The 14,619-nt window shown below is 72.1% G+C and carries 8 protein-coding genes; 2 read left to right on the forward strand and 6 right to left on the reverse strand.

Annotated features, from left to right (window positions below):
• The first annotated feature begins 150 nt into the window (after positions 1 to 150).
• Positions 151 to 873: a class I SAM-dependent methyltransferase gene (locus OIE69_RS39940; RefSeq protein ID WP_326580169.1), complete on the forward strand. Its 723-nt coding sequence runs from the start codon at positions 151 to 153 to the stop codon at positions 871 to 873.
• Positions 874 to 921: 48 nt separating this feature from the next.
• Here the strand turns inward: OIE69_RS39940 and OIE69_RS39945 are convergent, their stop codons facing one another.
• Positions 922 to 4,353 carry a CARDB domain-containing protein gene (locus OIE69_RS39945; RefSeq protein ID WP_326580170.1) on the reverse strand — a complete coding sequence of 1,144 codons (3,432 nt, stop codon included), beginning with the start codon at positions 4,351 to 4,353 and terminating at the stop codon, positions 922 to 924.
• Between the two features lie 460 nt (positions 4,354 to 4,813).
• Entirely contained in the window at positions 4,814 to 8,452 is a 3,639-nt protein-coding gene (locus OIE69_RS39950) for a S8 family serine peptidase (protein WP_326580171.1), read from the reverse strand.
• 676 nt (positions 8,453 to 9,128) lie between these two features.
• Here OIE69_RS39950 and OIE69_RS39955 point away from each other — a divergent pair.
• Positions 9,129 to 9,917, forward strand: coding sequence for an SAM-dependent methyltransferase (locus OIE69_RS39955; protein ID WP_326580172.1), 789 nt, complete (start codon positions 9,129 to 9,131; stop codon positions 9,915 to 9,917).
• A gap of 49 nt (positions 9,918 to 9,966) precedes the next feature.
• Here OIE69_RS39955 and OIE69_RS39960 read toward each other — a convergent pair whose 3' ends face one another.
• From OIE69_RS39960 to OIE69_RS39975, 4 genes are read right to left on the reverse strand one after another with little or no spacing between them, the layout of a single operon-like run.
• Positions 9,967 to 11,031, reverse strand: a complete 1,065-nt coding sequence (locus tag OIE69_RS39960) for an LLM class flavin-dependent oxidoreductase (RefSeq protein WP_326580173.1) — start codon at positions 11,029 to 11,031, stop codon at positions 9,967 to 9,969.
• Between the two features lie 9 nt (positions 11,032 to 11,040).
• Positions 11,041 to 12,693 (reverse strand): ABC transporter ATP-binding protein, encoded by a 1,653-nt coding sequence (locus tag OIE69_RS39965; protein WP_326580174.1) that lies wholly within the window; start codon positions 12,691 to 12,693, stop codon positions 11,041 to 11,043.
• 38 nt (positions 12,694 to 12,731) lie between these two features.
• Positions 12,732 to 13,661 (reverse strand): ABC transporter permease, encoded by a 930-nt coding sequence (locus tag OIE69_RS39970; protein ID WP_326580175.1) that lies wholly within the window; start codon positions 13,659 to 13,661, stop codon positions 12,732 to 12,734.
• Positions 13,658 to 14,617 (reverse strand): ABC transporter permease, encoded by a 960-nt coding sequence (locus tag OIE69_RS39975; protein WP_326580176.1) that lies wholly within the window; start codon positions 14,615 to 14,617, stop codon positions 13,658 to 13,660. Before OIE69_RS39975 ends, OIE69_RS39970 begins: the two co-directional genes overlap by 4 nt.
• Positions 14,618 to 14,619 lie beyond the last annotated feature (2 nt).

The raw sequence follows: 14,619 nt of genomic DNA on the forward strand, positions 1-14,619 counted from the left end.
ATGACGGCCGGGCCGGACACGCGGTTCTTGACCCGTCCGTGCACGTGCTCCGCCGAAGTGCGCCTCGACGGGAGCGGGGGTGGGATGGACAGCGGCCGGACGTGGTGCGCGTTCGTCCCGTCACCTGTCCCGGAAGCAGAGGAGCCCGTCATGACCGTGATGCACGGTGGTGAACTCGCGTCCGCGTTCGATCACGCCGCCACGCTCTACGACCGGATGGTCGCCGCCAATCCGGGCTACCACGCCCATCTGCGACGGTCCGCCCGGCGGCTGGGACTGCCCGCCGGCGGGAGCGGGATGCGGCTGCTGGACCTGGGGTGCGGTACCGGCGCGTCCACCGCCGCCCTGCTCACCGCTGCCCCGCGTGCCCGGATCACCGCGGTCGACTCCTCCGCGGGCATGCTCCGGGTGGCGGCCGGCAAGCGGTGGGACCCCGGCGTCACGTTCCTCCACGCCCCTGCCGAGCGGCTCGCAGAAGCGGGGGCGGCCGGTCCGTTCGACGCGGTGTTCGCCGCGTACCTCTTCCGCAACGTGGCCGACCCCGATCTGGTCCTGGCCCGGGTGCGCGACACGATGGCCCCCGGTGGGCGCATCGCGATCCACGAGTACACCCTCAGCGGGCGGCCGCGTCATCGCGCGGTGTGGACGGCGGTGTGCCGGGGACTGCTGCTGCCCGTCGCACGCCTGACCAGGGACCGCTCCCTGTACGAGCACCTGTGGCGCAGCGTCCTTGCGTTCGATACCGCCGACGTCTTCGCCGCACGGATGCGGCGGGCGGGATTCACGCAGGTCCGGGTCCTGCCGCTGCCCGGCTGGCAGACCGGCGTGGTGCACACGTTCCTGGCGCGGGCGCCGGTCGGCAGGCGGAGGTGACACCACGCGGGGTCTCCGGCTCGTGGTGAGCCGGAGACCCCGCCCGTCTCAGAGGGACCTGCGCGCCGTCGACGCGCCGTTCGGTGAGCCGGTGATGGTGAACTGGGAGCCGGGCTCGATCAGTACGTCGCCCTGGGCCGAGTTCGTGATCGTGACGTCGGTGAGGGTGGCGCTGCCGCGGGCGCCGCTCATCGCGAGGATGCCGGAGCCGCCCACGGACTTGTCGATGCGGACATTGGTGACCTTCACACCGGGCATGGAGCCGCCGCCCGTCTTGAACTGGATGCCGTCGTAGGTCGAGTCGTGGATCTCGGTGTCCCTGATGGTCACCCCAGGGATGTCGGTGGCCTGGGCGAAGAGCGTGATGGCGCCGAACTCCTGCGCCTCGCCCCAGAACGCGCCGCCCGCTCGGTACAGGGCGTTGCCCGAGATGAGGGTCTGGCCGGAGAAGGGGATCGGGTCGTGGTCGGTGGCGAGCATGATGCCCGGGTAGTTCATCGTGTCGGAGACGATGTTGTTCTCGATGGTGTTGCCGTAGCCGCCGTAGACCGCGATGCCGTTGGCGCGCCAGGGCAGCTGGATCGTGTTGTTGCGGAAGTGGTTGTCGTGGCCGACGTCGACGGAGGTGTCCTTGACGTACTTGCTGGCCCACACCGCGAGGGCGTCGTCGCCGGTGTTGCGGAACGAGGAGTTGAAGACGGTGGAGTTGCGGGTGCCGTTGGCGAAGTTGATGCCGTCGGCGTAGGTGTTGCGGATCCGCACCCCCGTGAACTCCAGCCCGTCGCCGGGCCCCCACAGCTCGGGGATGTTGGAGTAGTCCCGGCCGGCCCAGACGCCGACGTTGGCGTGCTCGATCCAGACGTTGGTGATCTTCGTGTCCTTGCCGAAGCGCCCGTTGAGGCCGACGCCGCCCTCCGCGTTGCCGTCGCCGCCGCGGATGGTGCCCGAGCCGAAGATGGCGATGTCGGAGATCTGGGTGTTGTGGTCGATGTCGAAGCCGAAGTTGCCCTCGTGCGGGTGGTTGATGCCCCCGGCGTTCTGCGGCGGGGTCAGGGTGTAGAGCTGGGAGTGCCACATGCCCGCGCCGCGGATGGTGACGTCCCGGATGCCCACCTGGTTGTACTGGCCCCGGTTCTGCGGGTCGTCGGTGAGGATCTTCTGCTCCTGGCGCCACTGCCCGGCAGGGATCCACACGCAGGGGATCTGGCCGTTCTGGTCGGCGGTGACCGCCCGCTGGATGGCGTCGGTGTCGTCGAGCCCGTCGCCGGGGACGGCCCCGTACTCGGTGATCGAGGCGCAGTTGGCCGGCTTGCTCAGCGCGGGAGCGACCTGCTCCAGGTCGATCAGGTCGATGACGTAGTAGGCGGCCGAGTCGCCCGCGTCACGCTGCAGCCGGAAGGTGGTGCCCTGCGGGTACGTGCGCGACAGCAGCGCGTGCGACTCGTCGAACAGCCGCCGTGCGTCGCCGCCCGGCCGGTTGGTCAGCCCCTCCGGGTCGTCGGTGCTGCCGTACAGCCAGCTGTGCTTGGAGGACAGCGGCAGCTTCTGCACGAAGGCGCCGTCGGCGTAGAGGCTGATCGTGGCGTCCGATCCGCCGCCGCCCGCGGTGTCGGGGATGGAGTTGCGGACCACGATGGAGTTGGTGGAGGTGGTGGAGGTGAACTCGACGTACTGGCCACCGGAGTCGAGCCGGACGGACTTGCGGCCCGACGACTCCGTCGCGAAGTTGGTGTGCCCGAAGGTCCGCTTGGCGTCGGCCGTCAGCAGGGTGCCCTGGTAGCGGCCGTTCTCCGCCTCGTACTCGGTGTACGGCACGGCCGCGCCGCGCCCGACGACGAGGGGCTTGGCGAGCACGTTGTTGTTCTCGTTGGTCTCGGCGACCACCCCGGTGGCGTCCGCGGTGGCCGTGAGCGTGGCGCCGCCGGTGGTCGCCGTCCAGGTGCCGCTGATCGCGACGTTCACCGTCGCGCCCGCCGCGACCTGGCCGGTCGTGCCGTTCAGCGTGGTGGAGCCCGCCTGGAGCCGGGTCACCGAACCCGCCGCCGCGGCCGTCGTACCGCGGTTGTGCACGGCGACGGTGAAGGAGACGGACGAACCCACCGCCGGATTGGCCGGGTTGGTGGTGATGCCGGTGACCTCGAGGTCCGGTCCGGGGGCCTGGCCGACGACCAGCCGGTCCGCGGCGTTGCGGCTGTTGTTGCTGTCGTCCAGCTCGGCCACCGTGTTGCGCGGGTCGACGACCGCGGAGACCGCGTAACTGCCCGCCGCACGGGTGCCGGTGGAGACGGCGACGGTGGCGGACTCGCCCGGGTCGAGGGCGGGCACCGAGGCGGACCCGGCGACCGTGCCCTCCACGCTCACGTCCACGGTCGTCGCCGCGGAGCGCGCGGTGCCGGCGTTGCGGACCCCGGTGTTCACGGTGACCGCGTCCCGCTCGGACGGGGTGGCCGGCGACCAGCTCAGGCCCGTGACGGTGAGGTCGGGAGCGGGCGCGGCGGTGCCGACGACCTGGAACTCCGCGACCTGACCGCCGGGCGCGCCGGAGTTGGCGAAGAACCGCAGCCGTACGTCCTCCCAGCGCCCGCTGACCGGGATGGTCACCGCGTTGCCCGTGCCGGGGCTGAAGGAGTAGTCGGCTCGGTCGCGCAGCGAGGTGAAGCCGGTCCCGGACGGCGCGCGGCCCAGCACCTGGACGGCCTGGGTGCGGGCCCCCCACACCGGGTCGGGGTTGAGCTTGACCACGACGCCGGTGACGTCCGCGGCCGAGCCGAGCTTGACTGTGAGGTCCGCCGGGTGGCCGGCCGCCTCCCAGTAGGTGGAGGTGGAGTCGTCGGTGGCGTTGGCGGCGACGAAGTTGTGCACCGACGAGGTGGCCTCGACCGGCTTGTTGCGCGCCAGGTTGGTGCCGGTGGGCGGAGGGTCGGTCGGGCCGCCCTCCTCGCCGTACACCTCCAGCTCCGACAACTGAGCGGCACCCCAGCCGGTGTTGCCGGTGACGTTGACGCGGACGTACCGGGCGTCGGAGGGGGTGGCCAGGTCCACGGTGACGGTGTTGGCCTGCGCCGGGTTGAACACCCGTCCGGCCGAGGCGGCGAGCGTGCCGAACGAGGAGCCGTCGGTGCTGCCCTGCAGGGAGAGCGTCTCGGTCCGGGTCTCCCATCCGGAGGGCAGCTTGAGCACGATCCGGTCGACGCTGCGGGTCGCGCCGAGGTCGACCTGCACCCAGTGGGGGAAGGAGCCGGCCGGGCCCTCCCAGTAGGAGGCCTGGGTGCCGTCGGTGGTGTTCCCGGCCGGGTACTCGCCGTGGGAGCCGCTCGCGGTGGCGGGGCGGCCGAGGGCGAGGTTGACGTCGGCGGCGGCAGCGTCCGAGGCCGTGGGGGCTGCCGTCGCGGGGGCGGACATCGGCAACAGCGCGAGGGTCATGAGCCCGGCCAGGGCGGCGGCGGACAGCGACCGTCGGCCGAGGGGTCTCCAACGCATGGGGTCCTCTATTCCGTGGGGGGCGGGGCGCGCGGCGGGCGGGCGAGGAGGAACCAGGGGGAGCAGGGGAAGCGCGGGAAGCAGGGACCGAAGGGTGCCGTCCCGACACGAGAGCCGGCCATGCACGCCAATTGAGTAAGGCAGTCAACTTCTTGCGGAAAGCGCGTCATTAGGTTTCTCGGACGTCTCGGGTTTGTCAACAGCTCGTAATCCGGGCGCAGTTGAGGGCGGTCTGTGCTTGCGCTGCTTGCGGAGCGCTTGCGCGCGGCGAGTCGTACGCGCCGGCGGCATAGCACCAGGCAGATCCTTCGGGTGGCCCCTGGGCGGGGCGGCGTCGGCGCACGGTGCGCTCGGAGGTAACGCAATTTATTGAGTGCTCTACGCAAGATCGCTGGCTTCGGAAACGCGAAGGGGCCGGTGCCCGGTACGTGGTCGTACCGGGCACCGGCCCCTCACGGTGTCACTTCAGGCCGAAGGCCCGGGTGACGGTCTGGGTGACGCCGCCGCCGTTGCGCTGCTCGGCGGTGACACGGATCGACACGTAGCCTGCGCGGCCGGGCGCGTTCAGGGACGCCTGCCAGGTGCCCTTCTTCTCCTTGAGTCCCTGCCGCAGCCAGGTGGCCCCGTCGTCGTAGGACACCTCGACCCGGACCGAGGAGACCGCGTCCCCGGCAGCCTGACTGCCGAGCACGACCGGGGTGACGGCGAGCTCCGTCCTGCGCTCCGCCCTGCCCTCGGCGTCCAGGTCCGTGCCGTAGTCCAACTGCACCAACGGGACGGCCTGGACGGTCTCGGGGGCGCCGGAGGTGAAGCGCCACTCGGTGCGGGTGGCGGTCGAGTAGGGGCTGAGCGCGGTGTCGCCCTTGGTGTCGACGACCAGCCGGTACGGGAGCTTCTCGGGCGCCAGGTCACCGACCCCGAACCAGGGGTAGCCCTCGATCCGGGACAGCTCCCGGTCGCCCTGGTAGAACGAGATTGCCTGGTACATGCCCGATCCGCCGCTGTGCGCCGACCCCGCGTCGCCGAAGCCCTGGATGTAGGCGCTCATCGCGTTCTCGCCGCGGTAGGGCAGATCGGACGTGATCATGCGGGGCCGGGTGATCGGCCCGAACCAGCGGTCCTTCTGAACGCTGCCCGGCCGGTAGGTCACCAGGTCGGTCGACGAACCGCCCCAGCCCTCCAGCCCGGCGTTCTGCTGCCACTGGACCCCCGCGGTGACGAAGTCGGTGCGCCGTCCGGGCGCGACCACGTCGGCGGGAAGGGCGTTGGGCGAGAACCCCTTGTACGGCGCGTAGTCGTACGACGGGAAGTCCAGCCGCGATTCGGTGACCCGCCGTCCGGGGGGCGGGGTGAAGTCGAGGTCGACGCGGGCGAGGCTGCGGGCGTCCGTCCTCGCGGAGGGATCCGCGGGAACCCCGCCGAGGTGCTGGTCGAGGAGGTCGTACAGGTACGCCGGCGCCGGATGCGCCTCGACCGCGAGCCGCAGGCCCTTCCGGCCCGCGGAGGCGATCTCCTTGATCAGCGCCTCCCCCTCGTCCAGGGTCAGCGAGGCGACCGGGAGCTGCCCGGCCGTCACCTTGTCGGGGTCCCCGTACCAGTCGCTCCCGCGGCCCTCGCCGTCGTTGACCACGAGGAGGAGCGCCGCACCGGCGGCACGCGCCGCCGCCGCCCGATCGGCGGGGGTCACGGCGTCGCCGCCGCGGATCACCACGGCCCGGCCGCGGGCGGACACTCCGGTGTACTCGGCCTGCGTGCCGTTGCCGGCGAAGACGGCGTCGAGACGGGAGGTGCCGTCCCGCAGCGGCCGGGAACCGGGCTGCACGAGGGCGTCGTCGAGGAGGCGTCCGCGGTAGGTGATCGCCAGCGGCCGCTGTTCGGCGCGGATCCTGGTGGTGAAGGCGAAGCTGCCCTTCCTCACCTTGTCCTTGGTCGGCAGCGCCCACAGGCTGTCGTAGGCCGCCGAGGGCCAGATCCTCTCGCGCAGGGCGTTTCCGTCGCCGGGGGTAGGCGTGGCGGAGGTGAAGGAGCGGTACAGGTCGATCCTGCTGCTCACCACGCTGGTCGGCCGGGGTGTGGCCACCTTCACCTGGCGGGCGCGGGAGGCGTCGAGTTCCACGACCCGGGCGCCGGTGAGCTCGACCTCGGGGGCCGTCAGCACCGCGAGCCCGAGGGAGTGGCGGCCGCCCAGGCCCTGCACGTCCGCCAGCGACGAGACCATGTAGGAACCGGGAGCCCAGCGGCTGGTGAGCGACCCGTCGGGGATCCACATGTACGTGGACGCGCCGTCCGCGCTCCTGATCTCGACCTCGCCGCTCACGGGCCGGCCGTCACGGTCCTTCAGGCGGATGGTGAGGTCGTGCTTCTCGGACTCGACGGAGATCCCCACCGCCGTGTGCACCTCACCGCCCGCGTGGCGCGCCGTGACCCGGGCGGCGTACTGGCCCGCCGCGAGGCCCTGGGCGTTCACCACGACCTCTGCGGTGGCCGTGCCGTTCTCCGGCACCGTGACGCGGTCGCCGGACAGTGCGAACGCCTGCGCCGGGGAGCCGCCGCGGTCGACCGAGAGCCGCAATGTGATGGGACGGGCCGTGGTGTTGGTGTAGGTGATCTTCCGCTTGACCGGCTGCCGCTGTGTACCGGGCGACCACCGAACGAGCCCCGCGTCGACCGATCCGGTCGCGACGACCTGGTCCTGGCCGTACGCGGCCGCCACGTTCAGCCGGCCGCTTCCTGCCTGGTAGGGGCTGTAGTCGGGGGTCGGGACGCTGGTGCCCATCAGGGCGTCCTTGATCTGCCGCCCCGTCCACCCCGGGTGCTTCTGCGCCAGGAGCACGGCCGCCCCCGCGACGTGGGGCGTGGCCATGGACGTGCCGCTGTCGACCCGGTAGAAGCCCTCGCCCCACTCCATGTACTGCGAGCGCGCCGCCAGCACGTCCACTCCGGGGGCGGTCATGTCGGGCTTGAGGGCGTCGTCGTTCATGCGCGGTCCGGCGCTGGAGAACTCGGCGAGATGGTCGGACGCGTCGACCGCGCCCACGGTGAGCGCGGCGTCGGCCGTTCCCGGCGCGGCGACGCTGTAGGCCCCCGGCCCGTCGTTGCCCGCGGCGATGACGAAGAGCGCGCCGGTCTCGGCGCTCAGCCGGTTCACGGCCTGGCTCATCGGATCGTCCTGGGTGTGCCAGCCGCTGACGCCGAGGCTCATGCTGACGACCTTGGCGTGCTCGGTCCGCGTCGCCCACTCCATGCCGGCGATGATCCCGGATATCGTCCCGGATCCGTTGTCGCCGAGGACCTTGCCCACCAGCAGGTCGGCGCCGGGCGCGACCCCCTGCTCCTTGCCGCCCGACGCGGCGCCCGTGCCCGCTACGGTGGACGCCGTGTGGGTGCCGTGCCCGTTGCGGTCGATGACGTCGTCACCCGGGACGAAGCTGCGGGTGGCCACGATGCGGTCCACCAGGTCCGGATGGGTGGTGTCCGCCCCGCTGTCCAGGACGGCCACCCGCACTCCGGCGCCGGTGCCGCCCGCGGCCCAGGCGGCGGGCGCCCCGACCTGCGCCGTGGTGTCGGAGAGTGTCGCCTTCGCCTTGCCGTCCAGCCACACCTGGTCGACGCCGGCGGAGAAGCGCGGTTCCTCCCCGGACTCGTCTGCCTCGTCGGCCCCGGCGGCCAGGCGCGCCGACGGCTGACCACCGTCCTGCGCGCTGCCGGTGAGGGCCGCCCAGAAGTCCGCGGCCTTCGACCGCTCGGTGCGGACCGCCTCACCGCGGACGGAGGGAAGGCTGAGCGTGGTCCGCGCCCCCGGCAGTTCGGCGCGCCGCTTGAGGGCGGCGGAGCCCTCGGTGCGCGTGACGATCAGGGGGAGCGCGCCGAGATGCGCGTCGTCGTAGCCCTGGGCCATCAGCTGCGTCACGTTGAAGAGTTGCTTGTCCAGGCGTCCCGTCGCGATGTACGCCATCGCCTCGTCGGGGTACACGTAGGTGTCCCGGCCCTCGGTGGCGACACGCACCGCGCCCGTGGCCCCCGGTGCGCGCTCGACCTGCACCGCGGGGGCCGTGCCCTTCGGCCCCTTCGCCACCGTCACCTTGTCGCCGGTGATCAACGTGATTGTTGTGGGCGGGCGTTGCGCCGCGGCCGCGGCTTCGGAAGTCACCGCGGCCGGCGCGGAGGGAGGAGCGCCGTGCGCCGCTCCGGGTGTCACGAGAGCGGCGACGAGAGCTGTGGCTGCGGCCGCTGCAGATCTTCGGGGGAAACGGGGTCTCACATTGCCCTCCAGGATGGACTATCGGGGGAATCTGATCACCCTTGAAGAGTCCGTGTAAAGCACTTGAACGCCGAACTAACAGACTGTAGCCTGCGTTATTTCCGAGTTGGCGGGCGTGGTTCGGGGACCAGGTAATGGCGGCCGTTGCCCATTACCTGAAAGAGCCTCAGGACACCTTACTGACCTGCGAGTTCGCTCATCCGGCGGCGATGCGCCCGAGGTGTCGTGGAGCCGCAGGGAAGTTTACTCGCCGGAAACATGTGAATTCGACATCGATGCGATCCCGGGGTCCGCTTTCCGCGAAAGTTTCGACAAGGCTGCGGCAGTCGCTCGCACCCATTGGTGCCATCGTTGTGCAGTGAATTCGGGAGCACCCGAAGATGTCGCCATTTGTGGCGCCAAAGCCCGTGGACGCGCGTCGCAGCGGCCAAGTGGCCATGTTCAGGCGCTGCTTGCTGTGCCAGACTGCCGAGATCGACAGCACAACGACCCCCCTCGCGCGACGGAGTCCGTCATGACGACCGGCACCCCCCATCCGCCGCGGATCGACACCGGCAGAGCCCACCCGGCACGCGTGTACGACTGGCTGCTGGGCGGCAAGGACAACTACCCCGCCGATGAGGCGGTGGGCGAGAAGCTGCCGCCCGAGGCGCGTGACGCGGCCCGGCAGAACCGGCAGTTCATGCAGCGGGCCGCCGGCTGGCTCGCCGCGCAGGGCGTCGACCAGTTCCTCGACATCGGCTCGGGCATCCCCACCGAACCGAACCTGCACCAGATCGTCCAGCGCGTGATACCGGCCGCGAAGGTCGTCTACAGCGACAAGGACCCCCTCGTGCTGCACCACGCCCAGGCGCTGCTGGCCGGCCGTCCCGAAGGCTTCACGGACTTCCTCGAGGCCGACGTCCACCGTCCTGAGGAGATCCTCGAACACGCGCGCGGTGTCCTGGACTTCACCCGGCCCGTCGCGCTCTCGCTCATCGCCCTGCTGCACTTCGTCCCCGACGAACAGGACGCGCACGGCATCGTGCGCACCCTGTTGTCCGCCCTACCCCCGGGCAGCCACCTCGTGCTGTCGCACGCCGCGTCCGACCTCCACCCGGAGCTCGCGGCGCAGGTCACCGCCGAGTACGCCAAGGGCGGCATCCGCCTCGGCTTCCGCACCCGCCCCGAAGTCGCCCGATTCTTCGACGGGCTGGACCTCGTCGCCCCCGGCCTGGTGACGGCCCCGGAGTGGTACAGGACACCCCGGTCACCTTCCCCCGAGGACAGCGGCATCTACGCCGGAGTCGCCCGCGTCCCGTGACGTCCCGCGCCCGCATCGGCGCGGGACGCGGTCCGGCGCGGCCGCGGCGTCACCGTCCGGCCGGGAGGGGCCGTCCGGCGGGCAGGTCGTCCTCGGCGGGCCGCCACCCCAGCTCGGGCGCGATCAGATGCCGTACGTCGTGCAGGATCTGTTCGTACTCCTCCCGCTGGAACTCGTAGGGCAGTTCCAGCCGCAGTTCGGTCACCGACGCGAGCACGGGGTCCGCGGTCAGGCGTTCAAGGATCTGCTCGGCGGTTCCGACCAGGTCGGGAGCGAACAGGATCCGCTTCGGACCGAAGGCCCGCGGGGCCAGAGTGCGCTCGTGCCGGCCGGCCGCGTAGCGCTGGTAGCGGGCCCGGGTGACCGCGTCGGCGCTGTCGAGAGGCACGATCACACGCCCCAGTGCCACCCGCGCCGCCGGCCGGGCATCGCCGAGGGCGCGCCGGTACTCGGAGAGCAGGGTCGACTGGGCCGTCGTGAAGTCGGCGGTGCCCTCGCTGCTGACGATGTTGCCGGACAACAGGTTCAGCCCGTTCCCGGCGGCCCAGCGGACCGAACGCACGCTGCCCGCGCCGTACCAGATCCGCTCCACCAGTGCGGGGTTGTGCGGTTGCAACCGTGGCCGCTGGGTGTTCCCGGGCGACTGGATCACCGTGTCCGGGCCACCGAGGTAGTGGCCGCGCAGGTGGTCGACGAGGCGGGCGATCCTGCCGTACGACAGGTCCAGGCCGCGCCAGTCGCCGTCGTGCACCAGGTCGCCGAGCAGCTCGGCGTGCGGCATGCCGGTGCTGAAGCCGGCCTGGAGCCGCCCCCGCGACAGCACGTCGGCCAGCGACAGGTCCTCGGCCAGCCGGAACGGGCTCTCGTACCCGATCGGGATGACCGCGGTCCCGAGCTCGACCCGCCGGGTGCGCTGCCCGGCCGCGGCGAGGAACACCGCTGCCGAGCCCACACCGTGTTCGAGGTGGCGTTGCCGGATCCAGGCGCCGTCGAAGCCGAGCCGTTCGCCGTACTCGAACAGCTGCAGCGTGTGCTCCAGGCCGGTGTACGGATCGTCGTCGTCGAAGTTCCCCGGGGTGAGAAAGGCCAGGGAGGTGATCCTGGGGGTGGTCATGCGCTCTCCTCACGGCATGGTGGGCTCGGCGGCAGCGGAGGGGCGAGGTCCGCCCGGGATCGCCGCGAGCAGTTCTCGGGTGTACGGGTGACGGGGGCGGGTGAACAACTCCTCGGCCGTCCCGGTCTCGACGATGCGCCCGGACCGCATGACGGCCACCTGGTGGGCGATCTGCCGTACCACTGCCAGGTCGTGCGAGATGAACAGATACGCCACCGCGGTGGCGGCCTGGAGTTCGGCGAGCAGATCGAGCACCTGTGCCTGGACGGACACGTCGAGCGCGGACACCGGCTCGTCGCACACCACCAGGTCCGGGGAGAGCGCGAGGGCACGAGCGATCGCCACGCGCTGCCGCTGCCCGCCGGACAGCTCGGCCGGGCGGCGGTCCAGCGTCGAGGCGGGCAGCGCCACCCGGTCGAGGAGCTCACGGGCCCTGACCAGCCGGGAGCGCCGGTCGCCGACCTTGAAGGCGCGCAACGGCTCGGTGATCACCTCGCCGATGGAGAACCTCGGGTCCAGCGAGGCGTAGGGGTTCTGGTAGACGAGCTGGGCCCGGCGGCGCAGTTGCCTCGCCCGTTCGCCGCGAGTGGCCGTGACGTCGGCGCCGTCGAACAGGATGCGCCCCCCGGTCGGATCCGTCAGGCGCAGGACCAGACGGGCGGTGGTCGACTTCCCGGAGCCGGATTCGCCGACCAGGGCCAGGGTCCGGCCCCGGTGGATGGTGAAGCTGACGTCGTCGACCGCGCGCAGCGTCCGGGAACCGCCCGCCGCGCGTGGCAGCCGGAACTCCTTGACGGCACGGTGGACGTCGACCAGCGGCGGTGCCGGCGTGCCTGCGTCGGGCGGGCCGGCCGTCGCCGTGGGACGAGCCGCGTTCAGGCCGGCGGCGCTCGCCAGGAGCCGCCGGGTGTAGGGATGTTGCGGATCCTCGAGGACGGCGCGGGTCGGGCCGGTCTCGACGACCCTTCCCTGCGACATGACGACGACACGCTGTGCCCGGTCGGCGGCGACCCCGAGATCGTGGGTCACGAGGAGGACCGCGGTGCCGTGCTCCGCGGTGAGGGCCTGGAGCCGGTCGAGGATCACCCGCTGCACGGTGACGTCGAGCGCGCTGGTCGGCTCGTCGGCGACGATCAGTCGCGGATTCGCGGCGACGGCCACGGCGATCAGCGCCCGCTGGCGCATGCCGCCGGAGAGCTCGTGCGGGTACTGACGCGCGCGGATCGCCGGATCGGGCAGCCCGGCCCGGCCCAGCACGTCGATCGCCTCCGAGGGTGCAGTGCGACGGGTCGCCAGCCCGTGGATGCGCAGGACCTCGGCGACCTGCTCGCCGATGCGCTTGACCGGGTTGAGCGACACCGACGGGTCCTGGGGCACGAGACCTATCTGCGCACCGCGCACCCTCCGCAGTTCCGCCTCCGGCAGGGTGGTGAGGTCGTGCCTGCCGAAGCGGACCGTGCCTGCGTCGATCCTGCCGTTCGCGGCCAGCAGCCGGGTGATCGCGTGTGCGGTCGTGCTCTTGCCGGACCCGGACTCGCCGACCACCGCGACCACTTCACCCGGCAGCACGTCGAGGTCCACGCCCCGCACCGCCGGCACAGGGCCGCCGCGGGTGTCGTACGACACCGTCAGGCCGCGTATCTCCAACAGAGGTGTGGTCATGTCCTCGTCCGTTCGGGTCGCGTCGGTCGGGTGAGCGTTCATCGCCGCCGGGATGTTTCGCCGTCCAGCGCGCGTGCGATGCGGTTGGTGGCCAGGACCGTCGCGGCGATGACCAGGCCGGGCAGTGCGGTGAGCCACCAGGCGTTGCCCAGGTAGTTGCGGCCGTGGGAGATCAGCGTCCCCCACTCGGGTGCCGGCGGGGGAGCGCCGTAGCCCAGGAAGCTCAGCGCGGACACGGACAGGATCGCGGTGCCGAGTTCGAGGGTCGCCAGCACGACGACCGGGCCCGCGGCGTTGGGCAGCACGTGCCGGCCCAGCACCGAGTACCAGCGGGCCCCGCACGAGCGCGACGCCTCGACGAACACCGCCTGCCGTACCCGCAGCACCTCCGAGCGCGCCACCCGGGCGAACCCGGCGACGCTGGCGATCCCGACCGCGACGGCCACCTTCACCGTCCCGTACCCCAGTGCCGTGACCAGGGCCAGGGACAGGAACAGCGCCGGAATGGACAGCAGTACGTCCACGACGCGCATCAGGACGTCGTCGACCCAGCGGCCGACGAAGCCGGCGAGCAGCCCGAGCAGGCCGCCGACCACGAAGGCGACCCCCACCGCGATCAGCGTCGCCTTGAGGGAGAGCTGCGCCCCGTGGACGACACGGGAGAACAGATCACGTCCCAGCTCGTCCGTGCCGAACCAGTGCTCGCCGCTCGGACCGCGGAAGTTCTGCGACGGTACCCCCTCCAACGGGTCGCGCGAGGTGAACAGCCCCGGCCGGAACGAGGCCAGGACCACCAGGACGACGACGAGGGCCGAGGCCGCCAGTCCCGGGGGGCGCAGCAGGAACCGCAGGACCTGCCGTGCCCCGGCACGGCGGCGGGGTCCCGGGCCCGTACCGGGTCCCGGGCCGCCCGGTCGTGCCGGGCCCGGCCCGGCCTCGGCCGAATCCTCGACAAGGCTCTGGCTCATGCGAAACGCGCCTTCCTGTTCGAGGCCACCACGACCCGCGGGTCCAGCAGCGGATAGACGAGGTCGACGGCCAGGTTCGACAGCACGAAGACCAGCGCCCCGAACACCACCACCCCCTGGACGAGCGGGATGTCCTGGGCGGTGACCGCGGCGGCCGTCACACGGCCCAGGCCGTCGCGGGAGAACACCGTCTCCACGACCACCGAACCGGCGACGAGCTGCCCGACCAGCAGCCCGACGACCGTCAGGGCCGGCAGGGACGCGTTGCGCAGCGCGTGCCGGAACAGGACGCGCCAGCGGTCGGCGCCCTTGGCACGGGCGGTCTCCACGTAGGCCTGGTCGAGCGCCGTGAGCAGGCTCTTGGCCAGCACCTGCGCCACGAGCGCGCCGGTGGGGACGGCCAGTGTCACCGCGGGCAGCACCAGCCCGCGCAGCCCGTCGTTGCCGAAGGCCGGGAACCAGCGCAGCCGGAAGGAGAACGCCTCGACGAGGACCAACCCGACCCAGAACGTCGGCACCGACACCCCGAGCGGCGGCAGCGACAGGAGCAACTGCCGCAGCCACCTGTGCCCGGTGGAGGTCGCCAGCACCGCCACCCCGCCGCCGAGCACCACCGCGAGCAGCAGCGCCGCCCCGGTGAGCTGCAGGGTCTGCGGCAGCGCGTCGGCCAGGGTCGCCGAGACCGGTCGGCCGGTGGTGACCGAGTCGCCGAAGTCACCGCGCACGGCCCGGCCGAGGTGGTCGGCGTACTGCGCCAGTACCGGTTTGTCGAATCCGTACCGGTGCCGGAGCGCGGCGAGCTGCGCCGGTTCGATCTCGGCCGAGTCCGATCCGGCTCCCGCCATCGCCGAGACCGGATCGCCCGGCAGGAAGTCGAGGACGAGGAACGACACGGTGTATGCCGCCCACAGCACCCCGGCCGCCTGCGCGAGGCGCGCGATCACGTAGCGGTACACGC

Source organism: Actinacidiphila glaucinigra (assembly GCF_035918135.1).
Taxonomy (GTDB): domain Bacteria; phylum Actinomycetota; class Actinomycetes; order Streptomycetales; family Streptomycetaceae; genus Actinacidiphila; species Actinacidiphila glaucinigra.

Excerpts from the sequence above, each read along its gene's own strand:
- OIE69_RS39940 (WP_326580169.1), top strand. The coding sequence starts at position 151 with ATGACCGTGATGCACGGTGGTGAACTCGCGTCCGCGTTCGATCACGCC.
- OIE69_RS39945 (WP_326580170.1), bottom strand. The coding sequence starts at position 4,353 with ATGCGTTGGAGACCCCTCGGCCGACGGTCGCTGTCCGCCGCCGCCCTG.
- OIE69_RS39955 (WP_326580172.1), top strand. The coding sequence starts at position 9,129 with ATGACGACCGGCACCCCCCATCCGCCGCGGATCGACACCGGCAGAGCC.
- OIE69_RS39960 (WP_326580173.1), bottom strand. The coding sequence starts at position 11,031 with ATGACCACCCCCAGGATCACCTCCCTGGCCTTTCTCACCCCGGGGAAC.
- OIE69_RS39965 (WP_326580174.1), bottom strand. The coding sequence starts at position 12,693 with ATGACCACACCTCTGTTGGAGATACGCGGCCTGACGGTGTCGTACGAC.
- OIE69_RS39970 (WP_326580175.1), bottom strand. The coding sequence starts at position 13,661 with ATGAGCCAGAGCCTTGTCGAGGATTCGGCCGAGGCCGGGCCGGGCCCG.